The sequence below is a fragment of the Stenotrophomonas sp. LGBM10 genome, assembly GCF_046736075.1.
Classification (GTDB): domain Bacteria; phylum Pseudomonadota; class Gammaproteobacteria; order Xanthomonadales; family Xanthomonadaceae; genus Stenotrophomonas.
The window spans coordinates 4,113,899-4,131,478 of sequence record NZ_CP177163.1 but is presented as its reverse complement, the minus strand read 5'-3'; the positions used below and the strand labels follow the sequence as shown (position 1 = coordinate 4,131,478).

Below are 17,580 nucleotides of genomic sequence, written 5' to 3'. Positions count from 1 at the left end.
TTCAACCCCGGGGATTAGGAGCCGCATCCTGCGGAAATTCGTCGCGAATTCGCTGCAGATAGCGACTGGATGCTGCGTTGTCGCCAAGCTGCACCTCGATTTGTGAGGCAAGTTGTAACACGGAACGTGTGGCCGGTGCAGCCGCAAGACGCCGTTGCGAGAAGGCCCGGGCCTCGAAGTAGCGCCCCTGACCGAACTCGCTGCGGGCCATCGACTCCAGCGCATAGGCGTTGGTCGGCTCCAGCTGCACTGCCGCGCGCAGGTCGCGTTCGGCGCGCCCGGGTTGCCCCGCATCCAGCGCACAGCCCCCTGCATTGGCCAGCGCCGACGCCGGCGTGGCATACCCGGGGGCGGCCAGGGCGCGATCAAACCAGGTCAGCGCAGCGGCCGGCTGGCCGTGGGTGCACAGCCAGGCGCCGTAGTTGTTGAGGACATCGCCGCGGCTGGGCGCGACATCGGCGGCCTTGCGGTACTGGACGCCCGCCTCGGCGTCATCGCCCCGGCTGCTGGCGATCTGGGCCAGCAGCATGTACGCCTCGGGCCGCGTCGCATCGATCTTCACCGCCGCCCGGGCCTTCTTGGCCGCCACATCCAGCCCTCCGGCACGCAGCGCCTCGGACGCCAGGACGACCTGGTCCTGGTAGCCCACCCGCTTGCGCGTGGCGGGATCGTCGCGGACCTCGTACACCGGCGCAACGGGCAACTGCCCGGCCGGGTGTCTCGCGCCATGTCTGCCACAGCCGGCCAATGCCAGCACGCAGAAAACAACGGCTGGCAATCGGCAATCAGGCAGCGGCATCCCGGTCTTTCCCGTCCTGCAGCAATGTCTTGTTGAATTCGGCCTGGCGACGCGTGCGATCCATGACCTGGCCCTTGAGCTGGCCACAGGCGGCATCGATGTCGTCGCCGCGGGTACGCCTGACCATCGTCAGCACCTGCGCGTCGAGCAGGATCTTCTGGAACGCACGGATCTCCGTATCGCCGGAACGCTCGTAGCGGGTACCGGGGAACGGATTGAACGGAATCAGGTTGACCTTGCCCGCATGCGAGGTCTGCACGGCGTTGTCGAACTGACGCATCAGCCGCGCCAACTGGCGCGCATGCTCGGGCTGGTCGTTGATGCCCTTCATCAGGGTGTATTCGAACGTCACCGATTCGCGGCGCTTGTTGGCGCGCAGGTAGCGCGCGCAGGACGCCATCAGTTCGACGATCGGGTACTTCTTGTTGAGCGGCACCAGGGTCTCGCGCAGCGCATCGTTCGGCGCATGCAGCGACACCGCCAGCGACACGTCGCTTTCCGCAGACAGACGGTCGATCTGCGGCACCAGGCCGGAGGTCGACAGGGTCACGCGCTTGTTGGCCAGGCCATAGCCCAGATCGTCGCGCATCACGCTCATGGCGCGCACGACGTTGTCGAAATTCATCAACGGCTCGCCCATGCCCATCATCACCACGTTGGTGAGACGACGCTGCTTGTGCGGGATGTTGCCCAGATGGCGCGCCGCGACCCACACCTGGCCGATGATCTCGGCGGTGGACAGGTTGCGGTTGAAGCCCTGGGTGGCGGTGGAACAGAACGTGCAGTTCAGCGCGCAGCCGACCTGCGAGGACACGCACAGCGTGCCGCGGTTCTTGTCCGGGATGTACACCGCTTCGATGGCGTTCTTGCCATCGGTGCCCATCGCCAGCAGCCACTTGTGGGTGCCATCGGCGGACGGCTTGTCGAACACGATGTTGGGAACGCGGACCTCGGCATGCTGCTGCAGCTTGGCGCGCAGCGCCTTGCCCAGGTCGGTCATCTGATCGAAATCGGTGACGTAGTGGTGGTGGATCCACTTCATCACCTGGTGGGCACGGTAGCGCGCTTCGCCGAGGGTCTCGGCGAAGAAGCGCTCCAAACCCTCGCGATCGAGGTCGAGCAGGTTCTGCTTGGCCACAGCCGGACCCGGGACGAGTACGGATGGGATGGCGGTGGGCTGTACGACCTCGTTCACGGCATCACTCTCAGCGCGAGACGACGTCGGTCGCGGCGAAGAAGTAGGCGATTTCGATCGCGGCGTTCTCGACCGAGTCCGAGCCGTGGGCGGCATTGGCATCGATGGATTCGGCGAAGTCGGCGCGGATGGTGCCCGCAGCGGCTTCCTTCGGATTGGTGGCGCCCAGCAGGTCGCGGTGGGCCAGCACGGCGTTCTCGCCTTCCAGCGCCTGGATCATCACCGGGCCGGAGATCATGAACTCGACCAGCGCGTTGAAGAACGGACGCTCGCGGTGCACGGCGTAGAAGCCTTCGGCTTCACGGCGCGACAGCTGCTTGTACTTGGCAGCCACGACCTTCAGGCCGGCCTTTTCGAAGCGGGCGTAGATTTCACCGATGACGTTCTTGGCGACGGCGTCCGGCTTGATGATGGAAAGGGTGCGCTCCAGCGCCATGGGAATACTCCGTTGGGCGGGCCACTGATCGGCCCGAGGTTAACATGAAAAAAACCCGCGTCAAAACGCGGGCTTAGCCTGATATACGTGAGGCGATTCTAACGTGTAACCCGCCCACGCGGTAGTGCCGGCCGCTGACCGGCAGCGCCATGAACGACGGGACAAACGCCCGCGTTCAGCTCCACGGGACGGCCGGCCGGCGGGCGGCACCCCCGGGCCGCGGATGAATGAATCCCCCACCCCATTGTGCGCCGCACAATGCCAGCGCGCGGCCACAGGTCTAGTATCAAACAATCGTTTGATTGAACCTGTTCCACCTCATGGCCAAACCCGCTCACTTCTCCACCAAGGACCGCATTCTCGGCGCTGCCGAGGAGCTGTTCGCCCAGCACGGTTTTGCCGGCACGTCGCTGCGCCAGGTCACCAGCCAGGCCGACGTGAACATCGCCGCGGTCAATTACCACTTCGGCTCCAAGGAGAACCTGGTCAACGAGGTGTTCCGGCGCCGCATGGACGAGATGACCGCCGCCCGCCTGGCCCAGCTGGAGATGGCCCGCCGCGACTCGCCCGGCGAACTGCGCCCGGTGCTGGCCGCCTTCGTCGAGCCGGCCCTGGCAATGGCCCAGGACCGCCAGACCGGCGGCGCCTTCGTCCGCGTGATCGCCCGGGCCTATGCAGAAAAGAACGACAACCTGCGCAAGTTCCTCTCGGACCACTACGGCCACGTCCTGCGGGACTTCGGCAGGGCGATCGCCGCCTGTGTGCCGGGCCTGAGCAAGGAAGAGCTGTACTGGCGGCTGGACTTCCTGGCCGGGTCGCTGACCTATGCGATGGCCGACTTCGGCCTGATCAAGCGACCCGCCGGTGTCACCGAAGCCGCGCATCGTGCCCATGCGGCACGCGAATTGATCCACTTCGCCGAAGCCGGGTTCCGCGCCAGCGCAACCAGCGATGCTTCGTCGACGCCCCTTTCCACCCCGTAGCGCCGGGCGCTCCCCGGCTGCCAGACCAACAAAGGCATAACGACATGTCCAATTCCCTGCTAGTCCGCCGCGCCGCCGTGTTGGGTGCCGGTGTCATGGGTGCCCAGATCGCGGCCCACCTGACCAACGCCGGCGTCGATACCGTGCTCTTCGACCTGCCTGCCAAGGAAGGTCCGGCCGACGGCATCGTGCTCAAGGCCATCGCCAACCTGGGCAAGCTCAGCCCTGCCCCGCTCGCCAGCAAGTCCTACGCCGAGGCGATCACCCCGGCTAACTACGAGACCGGCCTGGAGCAGTTGAAGGACTGCGACCTGATCATCGAGGCCATCGCCGAGCGCATGGACTGGAAGCAGGACCTGTACAGGAAGATCGCGCCGTTCGTGGCCGACCACGCCGTGCTCGCCTCCAACACCTCCGGCCTGGGCATCAACAAGCTCGCCGACGTGCTGCCCGAGCAGCTGCGCCACCGCTTCTGCGGCGTGCACTTCTTCAACCCGCCGCGCTACATGCACCTGGCCGAACTGATCCCGGCGCGCGGCACCGATGCCGCCGTGCTCGAAGGCCTGGAGGCGTTCCTGGTCACCACCCTGGGCAAGGGCGTGGTGTACGCCAAGGACACCCCGAACTTCATCGGCAACCGCATCGGCGTGTTCTCGATCCTGTCGACCATTCACCACACCCAGCAGTTCGGCCTGGGCTTCGACGAAGTGGACGGCCTGACCGGCCCGCTGGTCGGCCGCCCGAAGTCGGCCACCTACCGCACCTCCGACGTGGTGGGTCTGGACACGATGGCGCACGTGATCAAGACGATGGGCGACACCCTGCCCGACGATCCGTGGCACCAGTACTTCACCTCGCCGAAGTGGCTGGACGCGCTGATCGCCAAGGGCGCGCTGGGCCAGAAGACCGGTGCCGGCATCTTCCGCAAGGTCGGCAAGGACATCGTGGTGCTGGACCTGGAGAAGCAGGACTACCGCGCCGCCGACCGCACTGCCGCGCCGGAAGTGGTCGAGATCCTGAAGATCCGCAACCCGGCCGAGAAGTTCGCCAAGCTGCGCGAAAGCCAGCACCCGCAGGCGCAGTTCCTGTGGGCGACCTTCCGCGACCTGTTCCACTACAGCGCCTACCACCTGGCCGACATCGCCGAGACCGCGCGCGACGTCGACCTGGCCATCCGCTGGGGCTACGGCTGGTCGCTCGGCCCGTTCGAGACCTGGCAGGCCGCCGGCTGGAAGCAGGTCGCGCAGTGGATTGCCGATGACATCGTGGCCGGCAAGAGCATGAGCAACGCGCCGCTGCCGGACTGGGTGTTCGATGGCCGCGATGGCGTGCACGCCGCCGAAGGCAGCTACAGCCCGTCGCGCAACGCCAAGCTGCCGCGCTCGTCGCTGCCGGTGTACCAGCGCCAGCGCTTCCCGGACCCGCTGCTGGGCGAAACCTTCAGCCCGGGCGAAACCGTGTTCGAGAACGACGGCGTGCGCATGTGGCACGACGGCGACGGCATCGCCGTGGTCAGCTTCAAGACCAAGATGAACACCGTCTCCGACCACGTGCTTGATGGCCTGCAGGAAGCGATCAAGCGCGCCGAGAAGGACTTCAAGGGCCTGGTGATCTGGCAGCAGAAGGAGCCCTTCTCCGCCGGTGCGGACCTGGCCGGTGCACTGGGTCTGCTGCAGGCCGGCAAGGTCGACCAGTTCGAGGAAATGGTGCACAACTTCCAGCGCACCAGCCAGGCGATCAAGTACGCGCTGGTGCCGGTGGTGACCGCGGTGCGCGGCCTGGCACTGGGCGGCGGCTGCGAGTTCCAGATGCACAGCGCCAAGAGCGTGGCCGCACTGGAAAGCTACATCGGTCTGGTTGAAGCGGGCGTCGGCCTGCTGCCGGCCGGCGGTGGTCTGAAGGAACTGGCGGTGCGTGCGTCGCAGGCCGCCGGCCCCGGCGGTGACGTGTTCGCCGAGCTGAAGAAGACCTTCGAAACCGTGGCGATGGCCAAGGTCTCCAACTCGGCGGTCAACGCCAAGGAACTGGGCCTGATGCGCGCCACCGACAAGGTGGTCTTCAACAGCTTCGAAGCGCTGTATATCGCCAAGGCCGAAGTGCAGGCGCTGGCCGAAGGCGGCTACCGTCCGCCGATGCCGGCCCGCCGCATCCAGGTTGCCGGTGATGTCGGCATCGCCACCTTCAAGATGATGCTCGTCAACATGCTGGAAGGCCGTTTCATCAGCCCGTACGACTACGAGATCGCGGTGCGCATCGCCACCGTGCTGTGCGGTGGCGAAGTCGACCGCGGCACGCTGGTGGACGAAGAGTGGCTGCTGACCCTGGAGCGCAAGCACTTCGTCGAACTGGCCCAGCAGGAAAAGACCCAGGCCCGCATCGCGCACATGCTGAAGACCGGCAAGCCGCTGCGCAACTGACCCTTTTAGAGAGATCACTGCAATGACCAAGCAAATCCAGGACGCCTACATCGTCGCCGCCACCCGTACCCCGGTCGGCAAGGCGCCCAAGGGCGTGTTCCGCAACACCCGTCCCGACGACATGCTCGCCCACGTGCTCCGGTCCGTGGTCGCACAGGCGCCGGGCATCGACGTCAACCGCATCGATGACGCGATCATCGGCTGCGCGATGCCGGAAGCCGAGCAGGGCATGAACGTGGCGCGCATCGGCGTGCTGCTGGCCGGCCTGCCGGACACCATCGCCGCGCAGACGGTCAACCGCTTCTGCTCCTCCGGCCTGCAGGCCGTGGCGATGGCTGCCGATCAGATCCGCCTGGGCAACGCCGACCTGATGCTGGCCGGCGGCACCGAGTCGATGTCGATGGTGCCGATGATGGGCAACAAGATCGCGATGGCGCCGAGCGTATTCGACAACGATCACGTCGCCATCGCCTACGGCATGGGCATCACCGCCGAAAAGGTCGCCGAGGAATGGAAGGTCTCGCGTGAGGAGCAGGACGCCTTCGCCCTCGCCTCGCACCAGAAGGCCATCGCCGCGATCCAGAATGGCGAGTTCAAGGACGAGATCAGCCCCTACGATGTGCGCACCCGCCAGCCCGACCTGGCCGACGGCCGCCGCATCATCACCCGCGACCGCATTGTCGACACCGACGAAGGCCCGCGCCTGGATTCGTCGGCTGAAGGCCTGGCCAAGCTGCGCCCGGTGTTCCGCAACGGCCAGTTCGGCGGCACCGTCACCGCCGGCAACTCCTCGCAGATGAGCGACGGTGCCGGTGCGGTGCTGCTCGCCTCCGAGCAGGCCGTCAAGGACTACGGCCTGAAGCCGCTGGCCCGCTTCGTGAGTTTCTCGGTCGCCGGCGTGCGTCCGGAAGTGATGGGCATCGGCCCGATCGCCGCCATTCCCAAGGCGCTCAAGCAGGCCGGGCTGACCCAGGACCAGCTGGACTGGATCGAGCTCAATGAAGCGTTCGCCGCGCAGTCCCTGGCGGTGATCCGCGACTGCGGCCTGGACCCGTCCAAGGTCAACCCGCTGGGCGGCGCCATCGCGCTTGGCCATCCGCTGGGCGCCACCGGTGCGATCCGTACCGCCACCCTGCTGCACGGCCTGCGCCGTCGCCAGCAGAAGTACGGCATGGTCACCATGTGCATCGGCACCGGCATGGGCGCAGCGGGTATCTTCGAAGCGCTGTAAGGCCGGGCGTTGCCCGATAGAACGGAAAAGGGCAGCCGCGAGGCTGCCCTTTTTTGTTGGGGTTGCGTACCGACCAACGGTCGGTACCTACCAGGTCGCCGCGTACCGACCAACGGTCGGTACCTACCGGGTCAGCCGTCGGCGAGCGCCTTCTTGAGCATCTCGCGGGCGGGGCCGGCCAGCTTCTCGTTGTTGAGCGCGAAGCGGATGGTGGCCTCGACCAGGCCCAGATGGGTGCCGCAGTCGAAACGGGTCCCTTCGAAGCGGTATGCATCCACGCGTTCGGTCTTGAGCAGCTCGGCGATGGCATCGGTGAGCTGGATCTCGCCGCCGGCACCGGTACCGGTGGATTCGAGCAGGTCGAAGATCGCCGGGCTCAGCACGTAGCGGCCCACCACGGCCAGATCGCTGGGCGCATCCTCGGGCTTGGGCTTCTCCACGATCGCGCTGATCCGGCCCTGGCGGCCGTCGAACGCGTCGGTTGCCACGATGCCGTAGCTGCCGGTCTTGTCGTGCGGCACGTCTTCCACGGCGATGATGCTGGCACCGCTGGCCTGGTTGGCGTCGGCCATCTGCTTGAGCGCGCCGTCGCCGCGATTCCAGATCAGGTCGTCGGGCAGCAGCACGGCGAACGGCTCGTTGCCGACAATGGCCTTGGCGCACAGAACTGCGTGGCCCAGACCCAGCGCCTCGGCCTGGGTGACGAAGATCGCGCGTACGCCATTGGGCAGCACGTGCCGGACCAGCTCAAGCTGCTCCTTCTTGCCGGCGCGCTCGAGCTTCTGCTCCAGCTCGTAGGCCTTGTCGAAGTAGTCGGCCACCGCGTGCTTGTAGCGGTTGGTGATGAAGATCAGGGTGTCGCACCCTGCTTCGATCGCCTCATCGACCGCGTACTGGATCAGCGGCCGATCAATGATCGGCAGCATTTCCTTGGGCACGGTCTTGGTTGCCGGCAGGAACCGGGTACCCAGACCCGCCACCGGGAATACCGCCTTGCGAATGCGCTTGTTGCTCATCAGTGCCTGTTGGCCTCTCGTGCGGGGAACGGCAGCACTGTAGCGGAGGTGACGTTATCGTCCTGTGGCAATGGCGCGAACTCGGGCATGGTCGCAAACAGGATGCTGTTGATCGCATCGGTGTCGTACGTGGCGATGGCTTCCCGCAGTTTCGGCACGTTGCCCAGCACCTGCTCGCGCGCGAAGCTGCGCACGCCGGCTTCCAGGATCTTGGGGTGCGCCGTGGGGCGGTAGTCCTCGTCCGAGTAGAACAGCGTCTCGTGCAGCTTCTCGCCCGGGCGCAGGCCGGTGTAGATGATGGCGATGTCCTTGTACGGCTGCTTGCCGGCCAGGCGGATCATCTGCTCGGCCAGCACACGGATCGGCACCGGCTCGCCCATGTCCAGGGTGTAGATCGCGCCATGCGACGCCGAGGCGGCGGCCTGCAGGATCAACTGGCAGGCTTCCGGAATGGTCATGAAGTAGCGCGTGACTTCCGGGTCGGTCACGGTGACCGGGCCGCCCTTGAGGATCTGCTCGCGGAACACCGGAACCACGCTGCCGGCGGAGGCCAGCACGTTGCCGAAGCGCACGGTCACAAAACGGGTGTGGTTGGTCTTCTGGTCCAGGCTCTGGCAGATCATCTCCGCGTAGCGCTTGCTGGCGCCCAGCGCGTTGACCGGATCGACCGCCTTGTCGGTGGAGATGAAGACGAAGTGTTCGATGCGCGCCTCGACGCAGGCGCGCGCCACCGTCTCGGTGGACAGGATGTTGTTGCGCACCGCTTCGCGCAGCTGGCGCTCCAGCACCGGCACCTGTTTGTAGGCGGCGGCATGGAACACGGCATCCACGTGCGACAGCGACAGCGCATGGCGGATCACGGCCGGATCGCCGCAGTCGCCCAGCACGGCCTCCACTTCCAGATCGGGGAAACTGCGCTTCAGCTCGGCCTCGATGGTCAGCAGCAGCAGCTCGCTCATCTCAAGCAGAATGATGCGGCCGGCGCCGTGGCGCGCGCACTGACGGCACAGTTCCGAGCCGATCGAGCCGCCCGCACCGGTGACCAGGACGGTACGGCCGCCCAGCCAGCCACGGATCAGGGCCCAGTCGGGCAGAATCGGCTTGCGGCCCAGCAGGTCCTCGATCGCGACCTCCTTGAGCTGGCCCGGCAGCGAATGCCCGAGCAGGATGTCGTTGAGCTTGGGCACCATGCGGAACGGCACCCCGGTGCTTTCGCACAGGGCGACCACGCGCTGCATGCCGACCGCATCCAGCGAGGGAATGGCAATCACCAGCAGCTTGGCAGCCGTTTCGCGGACCACGGCCGAGGCATCGTCCAGCGTGCCCAGAATCGGCAGGCCCTGCAGCTTGGCCCCCTGCAGGTGCGGCGCATCGTCCAGCAGCCCGACCGGCTGGAAGTCGCCGGAACGGCGCAGGTCGCGCACCAGCGCTTCGGCCGCCTGGCCCGCGCCCAGAATCAGCACGCGGCGCGCGCTCGCGTCCGACTGCAGCGCCTGGTAGTCCTTCCACGCGCGATAAAGCAGGCGCGGCGCGCCCAGCAGCGCGGACAGCGCGAACGGATAGATCACCAGCACGGACATCGGCACGCCGTTGAAGCGCTTGTAGGCCAGCGCCACCACGATGGCCAGCAGGCCGATGAAGCTGGCCTTGAAGATGTTGAGCAGGTCGGCCACGCTGGCAAAGCGCCAGAGGCCGCGATACAGGCCCACCCGCCAGAACACAACCGCCTGGATCACCAATACCAGCGAGGTATCGATGTTCCACAGCGGCAGTGCCGGTGCATCGGGAAGCATGGAATAGCGGCCGGCGTGCAGCAGCTGCCAACAGGCCCACACCATGAACAGATCGTGGGCGACGATGGCGGCTCGCGGAATCAAGCCGGTAAAACGGTCCTGCCAAGGCGTCATAAAAAGCACAATCCTTCTAGAAGCGCATTCCCTTGCGCAGGAGTAGCCAAAGGCCGGTCGCGAGGATCATCCACGCGACAGCCACGGCAGCCTCCCACCTCGGCTGCAAATGTGTGCAAGCATTAAACACCGCGACACTGAATAAACCAAAAACAAAGTACATACCGGTGGTGAAACTGTGGCTTGCACCACTTTTCACCATCCACTGATACAGGTGCTGCGTGTGGGGTTGCGTCCAACGTTGCCCAGACAGCATGCGCGACAACAGTGTGAAGCCGGCGTCCACAAGGAAGGCGGTCAGCGGCACCAGCAGCAGCACCCACTGGATGTCGGTGACCACGCTGGTCAGGCACACCAGCGCCGCGATCGCATAGCCGAGCGCACCACTGCCGACGTCGCCCATGAAGATGCGCGCCTGCGGGAAATTGAACGGCAGGAAGCCCAGGCAGGCCAGCCCAAGCACGACCCCGGCCAGGCCATAGGGCGACGGCAGCACCAGGGCGAACGCCATTGCGGCCAGGATCGCCTGGGTGGTGGCAATGCCGTTGATCCCATCCATGAAGTTCCAGATGTTGATCAACGACACCGTAAACAACAGGGCCAACACCGACTGCACCGCGTTGCCCGTCATCTGCCAGACCAGGCCCGCCAGCAGTGCGGATGCAACCAGGTGCACCAGCAGGCGCCGCAGCGCCGGCAGCGGATGGTGGTCGTCCCACCAGCCAACCCCCGCCACCATGCCCAGCCCGATGGCGAACACCAGCAGCACGGTAGCGGCCCCCGGCCAGATCAGCGCAGCGGCCAGGCAGGCCAGCAGCAGGGTCACCACGATCGCGATGCCGCCACCGCGCGGGGTGGCGACGCCGTGGCTGCGGCGTTCGCCGGGCTGATCCATCAGGTTGCGGCGCAGGGCATACCGGCGCGCGCACCAGGTCAGGGCCGCCGAGAGGGCCATGAAGGCCATCAGGTCGACCAGCCAAATCCAGGGGATCGACACTTACAGCACCGCGTAGTTCAGCAGCGGCTTGACCGTCCCCCACTCCTTGCAGCTGGGGCATTGCCAGTGGTGCGTCCGCGCACCGAAGCCGCAGCGCGTGCAGCGATAGGCCGGATTGCGGACCAGCAACTGGTCGGTGATGTGTTTGAGATCGTGCAGCGTGGCCGTGGCATCGGCGCCGTCCGCCAGGGTGAGATCGATCAGCGCCGACTCACCGCGAACCGACGGACGGTCCTTGAGCTGGCGGCCCAGGTAGGCGCGGGCAGGCGCCACGCCCTCCTGTTCTTCCATCAGCTGGGTCAGCGCAAGCACCGGGGCGATGCCACGGTAGTGTTCGGTCATCTCCGACAGGAACGCGCGCGCGCCGGCCAGATCGCCGACCTTGCGGTAGTTCTGCATCAGGGCCGGCAACAGCTCGGGCAGGTAATCCGGGTCGTTGCGCGCGGCACGCTCGAACGCCCTTACCGCCGCTTCGTGATGGCCGACATCGGACTCCAGGCGGCCTTCGATGATGCCCGCACGCACCGACATGGCATCGGCCTGGTAGGCACGCGCGATGGCCGCGCGTGCATCGTCGACACGATCGGCACCGCGGTAGCGCTCAGCCAGCTCGCACTCGAACTGACCGATCAGCTTGCCCATCGGCTCGCCGGTGACTTCCTCGAAGCGGCTGGCGTTATCGATCGCCTTTTCCCAGTCGCGTTCGGCCTGGTAGATGCCGATCAGGTGCTTGAGCGCCTGCGGGGCGCGCTGGTCGATCTGGGCCAGTTCGGTGAACACGGTTTCGGCACGGTCGAGCAGGCCGGACTTCATGTAGTCCTCGCCGAGGGCAAGCAGCGCCTGTACGCGCTGGGCATCGCTGAGGTCACTGCGGTTGACCAGGCCCTGGTGCAGGCGGATCGCACGGTCGACCTCGCCCCGGCGGCGGAACAGGTGGCCCAAGGCGACCTGGGTCTCGAAGGTTTCCTTGTCCAGCTCGGCGATGTGCAGGAACAGTTCGATCGCCTTGTCCGGCTGCTCATTGAGCAGATAGTTCAGGCCACGGAAGTAGGTGCTGGACAGCCGGCTGACCTGGTTGTCGCCATGACGCTGGCCACCGCGCCGGCCGATCACCCAGCCCGACAGCGCCGCCAACGGCAGACACAGGAAAAACCAGAACCACTCGGAGACAAATTCCATCGGCGCTCAGCGTCCGTCGAAAGGAGAAGAAGAAGGGGGTGTAGCGACCACCACGGGGGCGGCCTTCTGCGCCTTGCGCAGTTTGGAATACAGCGGGATGACCATGCTTGCCAGGACCAGGGCGCCCCCGATCAGGGCTCCGGACAGCAGCGAGATGATGATGGCCAGACCGGTGGTCGTGGCGATCTGGGTGAAGCCCAGGCTGATGGCGATCGGCTGCGAGTTGAGCGCGCCGACGATGAGCCCGACCACCAGAACTGCCAGCAGGACGAGTAGACGTACGACGTTCATGCACCAGCTCCAGTTCCGGAAGGCCTCAAGAGTAGCGGACTAACACTCCGCTCTACCAGCCGACGCGGCGGATTCATGCATCCGGGATGCGGATGCGACGGCTCAGGCAGGATCGCTTTCCAGCGGCACGACGGCGCTGACGCGCTCGCGCAATTCCTTGCCCGGCTTGAAATGCGGGACATGCTTGCCCGGCAATGCCACCGACTCCCCCGTCTTGGGGTTGCGCCCGAGGCGCGGTGGCCGGTAGTGCAACGAAAAACTGCCGAACCCGCGGATCTCGATGCGATCACCGCCGGCCAGCGCCCCACCCATCATTTCCAGCAACGACTTCACCGCCAGATCGACATCGTCCGACTTCAGATGCGCCTGTCGGCGCGCCAGGATTTCGATCAGCTCGGATTTGGTCATTACGGGCTCTTGGGGAGGAAACCAGACCCTGAAACGGCCCGGACAAAAGTCCGGGCCGTCCAGGAAACGACTGCTACGGGTAAGGCCGATTACTCGGACTTGTTGCCGTTCAGCTGTGCACGCAGCAGCGCGCCGAGCTGGGTGGTGCCGCTGGACGCCGAAGAGGACTGGTATTCCTCCAGCACTTCGCGCATTTCCGCGTCGTCCTTGGCCTTGATCGACAGCTGCAGGGTACGGCCCTTGCGGTCCATGCCCACGAACTTGGCTTCGACCTTGTCGCCGACCTTCAGGAACTGGGTCGCGTCGTCAACGCGCTCGTTCGCAACGTCGCGAGCGGACACGTAGCCTTCGATGCCGTCAGCCAGTTCGATGGTAGCGCCCTTGGCGTCCACTTCCTTGACCACGCCTTCGACCTTGGAACCCTTCGGATTGGCAGCCATGTACTGGCCGAACGGATCCTGCTCCAGCTGCTTGACGCCCAGGCTGATGCGCTCGCGTTCCGGATCGACGGCCAGGACCACTGCGTCCAGGGTGTCGCCCTTCTTGAAGTTGCGGACCACGTCTTCGCCGGTGGTGTTCCAGCTGATGTCCGACAGGTGCACCAGGCCATCGATACCGCCGTCCAGGCCGATGAAGATGCCGAAGTCGGTGATCGACTTGATCTGGCCCGACACCTTGTCGCCCTTCTTGTGGATGGCAGCGAAGGTCTCCCACGGATTGGCGGCAACCTGCTTCATGCCCAGCGAGATTCGGCGACGCTCCTCGTCGACGTCCAGGACCATGACTTCAACTTCGTCACCGACCTGCACAACCTTGGACGGGTTGACGTTCTTGTTGGTCCAATCCATCTCGGACACGTGCACCAGACCTTCGACGCCCGGCTCGATCTCGACGAATGCGCCGTAATCGGTGACGTTGGAGACCTTGCCGAAGACGCGGCTGTTGGCCGGGTAACGACGGGCGATGTTGTCCCACGGATCCTCGCCCAGCTGCTTCAGACCCAGCGAAACGCGGTTGCGCTCGCGGTCGAACTTCAGCACGCGGACGTCCAGCTCGTCGCCGACGTTCACGACTTCGGACGGGTGGCGCACGCGCTTCCAGGCCATGTCGGTGATGTGCAGCAGGCCGTCGATACCGCCCAGGTCCACGAACGCGCCGTAATCGGTCAGGTTCTTGACGACACCCTTCAGGATCGCGCCTTCCTGCAGCTTGTCCATCAGCTGCTCGCGCTCTTCCGAGTGCTCGCTTTCGACGACTGCACGACGCGAGACCACGACGTTGTTACGCTTGCGGTCCAGCTTGATGAGCTTGAATTCCAGCTCCTTGCCTTCCAGGTAGGCCGGGTCGCGCACCGGGCGCACATCCACCAGCGAACCGGGCAGGAACGCGCGGACATCCTTGATGTCCACGGTGAAACCACCCTTGACCTTGCCGCTGATGCGGCCGGTGATGGTTTCGTTCTTTTCCAACGCTTCTTCCAGCTCGTCCCACACCATCGCGCGCTTGGCCTTCTCGCGCGACAGGACGGTTTCACCGAAGCCGTTCTCGATCGAGTCGAGGGCGACCTTGACGACGTCGCCTTCGGCGACATCGATCTCGCCAGCGTCGTTACGGAACTGCTCGATCGGCACGATGCCTTCGGACTTCAGGCCGGCGTTGATCACCACGACGTCGCCGCGGACTTCAACGACAACACCGCTGACGATGGCGCCCGGCTTCAGCTTGGCCAGATTGGCCTGACTGGCTTCGAACAGTTCGGCAAATGATTCGGTCATTAGATTTACTCTGTTGGACACATGGGCATTGGTCCCCGCAAGGGTTCCGTTTACTGCCCGCCTGTTGGTCGACCCCGGTACGGCAGGTCGTGTGTTAAGTAGGAAAACCGCCACGCATCATTGCGGGACGGAGCTGTTGTTGCCTTGCAGTGGTGCGACTGCCGTCGATGGACTGACGACCCTCCTTACAACGGATCAGGCACCCGAAACCGGAAGCAGATCCAGTACCTTGGCAACGACGGCGTCGATGCCGATACCACTGGTGTCGATGATGACGGCATCGTCTGCCGGCTTCAGGGGCGCCACTGTGCGCTGTGCATCACGGGCGTCGCGGGCCATGATCTCGCGCAGGAGGTCTTCAAAGTTAACAGAAACCCCCTTGTCTTTCAACTGCTTATGCCGCCGCTCCGCCCGCTCCTCGGCGCTGGCGGTCAAAAAGACCTTGAATGGGGCATCCGGGAAGATGACGGTGCCCATGTCACGCCCGTCGGCAACCAGACCGGGCTCGATCCTGAATGCGCGCTGGCGCTCTTTCAGGGCCGCGCGGACCTCCGGGATGGCCGCGATGGCCGATGCCAGGGCGCCGGTGGTCTCCAGTCGCAGCTCGTCGGTGGCGTCGGTATCGTTGACCAGCACGCGCAGCCCGCCATCGGCCGATTCGACGAAGCGGACGTGGGTGTCAAAGGTGCAGCGGACCAGCGCCGAGGCGTCTGAGGTGTCGATATCGGCCCAGCTGGCGGCCACGCCCACGGCGCGGTACAGGGCGCCCGAATCCAGGTAATGCCAGCCCAGTCGGCGTGCGACAATGCGGCTGACGGTCCCCTTGCCGGCCCCGGACGGGCCGTCGATGGTGAGCACGGAAGGAAGCTGATTCATGGGTTTCCCGGTGATTTTGACGGGCCATTCTAGCCCCTGCCCGGGGCTGCCCGAGACCTTTTTCGTGCAACCACTTGAAAGGATGGAAAAAAGACCGGTAGAATGGCGGGCTTGAGCGAGCGTCACCTGCCGATTGTCATCTGCATATCGCGGCCGCGCTCCAACCGAATCCAACGTTTACGCCGAGGTATGCAATGAAAGTCCTGTCTTCCCTGAAGTCGGCCAAGTCCCGTCACCGTGACTGCAAGGTCGTTCGCCGCCGTGGCAAGATCTTCGTGATCTGCAAGTCGAACCCGCGTTTCAAGGCTCGCCAGCGCTGAGCCGAAGGACGTCGCGTCCTCCGGTCGCGACCTGCCTGAACAAAAAGCCGCCTCCGGGCGGTTTTTTGTTGCCGTTTTTGCTGTAATCGCCGGGCAGGTCACGGCCGCTGGCTGTGACACCTTCTTTTTTCTTGACCACTGGGGAGTAGATCGAGATGAAGCGTTACCTGACCACCCTGCCGCTGCTGGCCCTGCTGGCCTGTTCCAGCGTCCATGCCGACACCCTGCTGATCGACCGCAGCCGCGAGAAGCCCGCCGTGGCGCTGCCCGTGCGCGGCCAGAGCATGCAGCAGGTCCAGTCCCAGTTCGGCGACCCGGGCGAACGCCTGGAGCCGCGCGGCGGGCAGAAGCGCCAGTGGCCGACCATCCACCGCTGGGTGTACCCGCAGTTCACCGTCTACTTCGAGAAGCAGAAGGTGATCGACGTGGTCGCCAACCAGGCCGATGCCAACGAGATCGGGCCCAAGCCGGCGATCCGCTGACCCCTCCTACCGCCTGCCAACCGGCGGGCCATCGCACCGAGATCATGAACGACACGCTCCGCTTTCCGGCCGAATGGGAATCCCAGTCCGCCATCCTGATTGCCTGGCCCCACGCCGATACCGACTGGGCTGACCGCCTGGGCGACGTGGAGGACACCTACATCGCCCTGGTGGCGGCCATCACCCGTTTCCAGCCGGTGGTGATCATCGTTGCCGACGATGACCTGGAGGCCTACGCCGACGCGCGCCTGCGCTCCAACCGCATCGACATGGACCGCGTCCGGTTCGTCACCGCGCAGTACGACGACACCTGGCTGCGCGACTCCGGCCCGATCACGCTCAAGCGCGCCGACGGTGGCTTCCGCCTGCTCGACTTCCGCTTCACCGGTTGGGGCGGCAAGTTCGACGCCAGCCTGGACGATCAGCTGGTCGGGGTGCTGCACGGCGCAGGCGTGTTCGCCAATGCCGAACTGCAGAGCATCCCGTTCGCACTGGAAGGCGGCGGCATCGAAACCGACGGCGCCGGCACGCTGCTGACCACCTGGCAGTGCCTGCACGAGCGGCACCCGGATCGCGACCGCGCCTCGCTGAGCGCCGACCTGGCGAACTGGCTGGCGCAGGACCGGGTGCTGTGGCTGGACCACGGCTATCTGGAAGGCGACGACACCGACGCGCACATCGATACCCTGGCCCGCTTTGCCTCGGTGGACAGCATCGTCTACCAGGCCTGCGACGACAGCAGCGATTCGCACTTCGCCGAACTGCAGGCAATGGGCAATGAACTGGCCGCGCTGCGCACCGCCGACGGCGCGCCGTACCGCCTGTTCCCGCTGCCGTGGGCACAGCCGGTCATTGACGAAGGCCGCCGCCTGGCTGCGTCCTACGCCAACTACCTGATCCTCAACGGCGCGGTGCTGATGCCGGCCTATGGCGACGTCGCCGACGAGGCCGCCCGCGCGGTGCTGGCGAAGGCGTACCCGGACCGCGAGATCGTGCCGGTGCCCTGCCGCTCGCTGATCTGGCAGAACGGCAGCCTGCACTGCATCACCATGCAGTTGCCTGCCGGGCTGTTGGCGGCATAAGGGACGTCGGCAATAGATGGTTTCCTTTGCGCCGGGCTTTGCCCGGCGCATTTGGTTTTGGGCCAACAGCCTCTGGGTCCTACGTGGTCCGGGCTGGCCCGGCGGTGGTTCGGTGGCCGCAGGAGTATCAACGGCTGGGGGGCAAGTTCACATGCGTGTCTGCCCTTTCCTGCCGCGTGCGATCAA

At 65.6% G+C, this 17,580-nt stretch carries 17 protein-coding genes; 6 read left to right on the top strand and 11 right to left on the bottom strand.

The features are described from left to right. Window position 1: 1 nt before the first annotated feature. Genes pilW through ndk form a run of 3 tightly spaced genes read right to left on the bottom strand, consistent with a single transcriptional unit; the run spans window position 2 to window position 2,430 of the window. A complete protein-coding gene (gene pilW / locus ACLB90_RS18215) occupies window positions 2-799 on the bottom strand; it encodes a type IV pilus biogenesis/stability protein PilW (RefSeq protein WP_411850766.1) in 798 nt (265 codons plus the stop codon). After that, on the bottom strand, window positions 786-1,994 hold the full coding sequence (gene rlmN, locus ACLB90_RS18210) for a 23S rRNA (adenine(2503)-C(2))-methyltransferase RlmN (RefSeq protein WP_411850765.1): 1,209 nt from the start codon (window positions 1,992-1,994) through the stop codon (window positions 786-788). Before rlmN ends, pilW begins: the two co-directional genes overlap by 14 nt. A gap of 10 nt (window positions 1,995-2,004) precedes the next feature. Further along, window positions 2,005-2,430: a nucleoside-diphosphate kinase gene (gene ndk, locus ACLB90_RS18205; RefSeq protein ID WP_017355605.1), complete on the bottom strand. Its 426-nt coding sequence runs from the start codon at window positions 2,428-2,430 to the stop codon at window positions 2,005-2,007. A gap of 320 nt (window positions 2,431-2,750) precedes the next feature. Between ndk and ACLB90_RS18200 the strand changes: the two genes are divergently transcribed. Genes ACLB90_RS18200 through ACLB90_RS18190 form a run of 3 tightly spaced genes read left to right on the top strand, consistent with a single transcriptional unit; the run spans window position 2,751 to window position 7,061 of the window. Continuing rightward, on the top strand, window positions 2,751-3,413 hold the full coding sequence (locus ACLB90_RS18200) for a TetR/AcrR family transcriptional regulator (protein ID WP_411850764.1): 663 nt from the start codon (window positions 2,751-2,753) through the stop codon (window positions 3,411-3,413). Between the two features lie 44 nt (window positions 3,414-3,457). Continuing rightward, entirely contained in the window at window positions 3,458-5,830 is a 2,373-nt protein-coding gene (locus ACLB90_RS18195; protein WP_411850763.1) for a 3-hydroxyacyl-CoA dehydrogenase/enoyl-CoA hydratase family protein, read from the top strand. Between the two features lie 22 nt (window positions 5,831-5,852). After that, window positions 5,853-7,061 (top strand): acetyl-CoA C-acyltransferase, encoded by a 1,209-nt coding sequence (locus ACLB90_RS18190; RefSeq protein WP_411850762.1) that lies wholly within the window; start codon window positions 5,853-5,855, stop codon window positions 7,059-7,061. 131 nt (window positions 7,062-7,192) lie between these two features. Here the strand turns inward: ACLB90_RS18190 and galU are convergent, their stop codons facing one another. The 8 genes from galU to cmk all read right to left on the bottom strand — a co-directional run bounded on the left by galU (window position 7,193) and on the right by cmk (window position 15,510). Beyond that, window positions 7,193-8,077 carry a UTP--glucose-1-phosphate uridylyltransferase GalU gene (galU, locus tag ACLB90_RS18185; protein ID WP_411850761.1) on the bottom strand — a complete coding sequence of 295 codons (885 nt, stop codon included), beginning with the start codon at window positions 8,075-8,077 and terminating at the stop codon, window positions 7,193-7,195. Next, window positions 8,077-9,984, bottom strand: a complete 1,908-nt coding sequence (locus ACLB90_RS18180; RefSeq protein WP_411850760.1) for a polysaccharide biosynthesis protein — start codon at window positions 9,982-9,984, stop codon at window positions 8,077-8,079. Before ACLB90_RS18180 ends, galU begins: the two co-directional genes overlap by 1 nt. 16 nt (window positions 9,985-10,000) lie before the next feature. Continuing rightward, window positions 10,001-10,948 (bottom strand): MraY family glycosyltransferase, encoded by a 948-nt coding sequence (locus ACLB90_RS18175; RefSeq protein WP_411852795.1) that lies wholly within the window; start codon window positions 10,946-10,948, stop codon window positions 10,001-10,003. 33 nt (window positions 10,949-10,981) lie between these two features. Next, window positions 10,982-12,160, bottom strand: a complete 1,179-nt coding sequence (gene lapB / locus ACLB90_RS18170) for a lipopolysaccharide assembly protein LapB (RefSeq protein WP_017355598.1) — start codon at window positions 12,158-12,160, stop codon at window positions 10,982-10,984. A gap of 6 nt (window positions 12,161-12,166) precedes the next feature. Beyond that, the gene (locus ACLB90_RS18165) at window positions 12,167-12,451 is read right to left on the bottom strand and encodes a LapA family protein (protein ID WP_411850759.1); all 285 of its coding nucleotides are present in this window, start codon (window positions 12,449-12,451) and stop codon (window positions 12,167-12,169) included. Window positions 12,452-12,553: 102 nt separating this feature from the next. Beyond that, on the bottom strand, window positions 12,554-12,859 hold the full coding sequence (locus tag ACLB90_RS18160) for an integration host factor subunit beta (RefSeq protein WP_017355596.1): 306 nt from the start codon (window positions 12,857-12,859) through the stop codon (window positions 12,554-12,556). An 89-nt stretch (window positions 12,860-12,948) separates the two neighbouring features. Further along, window positions 12,949-14,634: a 30S ribosomal protein S1 gene (gene rpsA, locus ACLB90_RS18155; RefSeq protein ID WP_411850758.1), complete on the bottom strand. Its 1,686-nt coding sequence runs from the start codon at window positions 14,632-14,634 to the stop codon at window positions 12,949-12,951. Between the two features lie 195 nt (window positions 14,635-14,829). After that, window positions 14,830-15,510 carry a (d)CMP kinase gene (gene cmk / locus ACLB90_RS18150; RefSeq protein WP_017355594.1) on the bottom strand — a complete coding sequence of 227 codons (681 nt, stop codon included), beginning with the start codon at window positions 15,508-15,510 and terminating at the stop codon, window positions 14,830-14,832. Between the two features lie 194 nt (window positions 15,511-15,704). On the opposite strand from cmk, the gene ykgO reads away from it, so the two are divergent. The 3 genes from ykgO (at window position 15,705) to ACLB90_RS18135 (ending at window position 17,394) form a co-directional block, all read left to right on the top strand. Further along, window positions 15,705-15,830, top strand: a complete 126-nt coding sequence (gene ykgO, locus ACLB90_RS18145) for a type B 50S ribosomal protein L36 (RefSeq protein ID WP_017355593.1) — start codon at window positions 15,705-15,707, stop codon at window positions 15,828-15,830. 155 nt (window positions 15,831-15,985) lie between these two features. Continuing rightward, a complete protein-coding gene (locus tag ACLB90_RS18140; RefSeq protein ID WP_411850757.1) occupies window positions 15,986-16,312 on the top strand; it encodes a hypothetical protein in 327 nt (108 codons plus the stop codon). A gap of 44 nt (window positions 16,313-16,356) precedes the next feature. Beyond that, window positions 16,357-17,394: an agmatine/peptidylarginine deiminase gene (locus ACLB90_RS18135; RefSeq protein WP_411850756.1), complete on the top strand. Its 1,038-nt coding sequence runs from the start codon at window positions 16,357-16,359 to the stop codon at window positions 17,392-17,394. Window positions 17,395-17,580 lie beyond the last annotated feature (186 nt).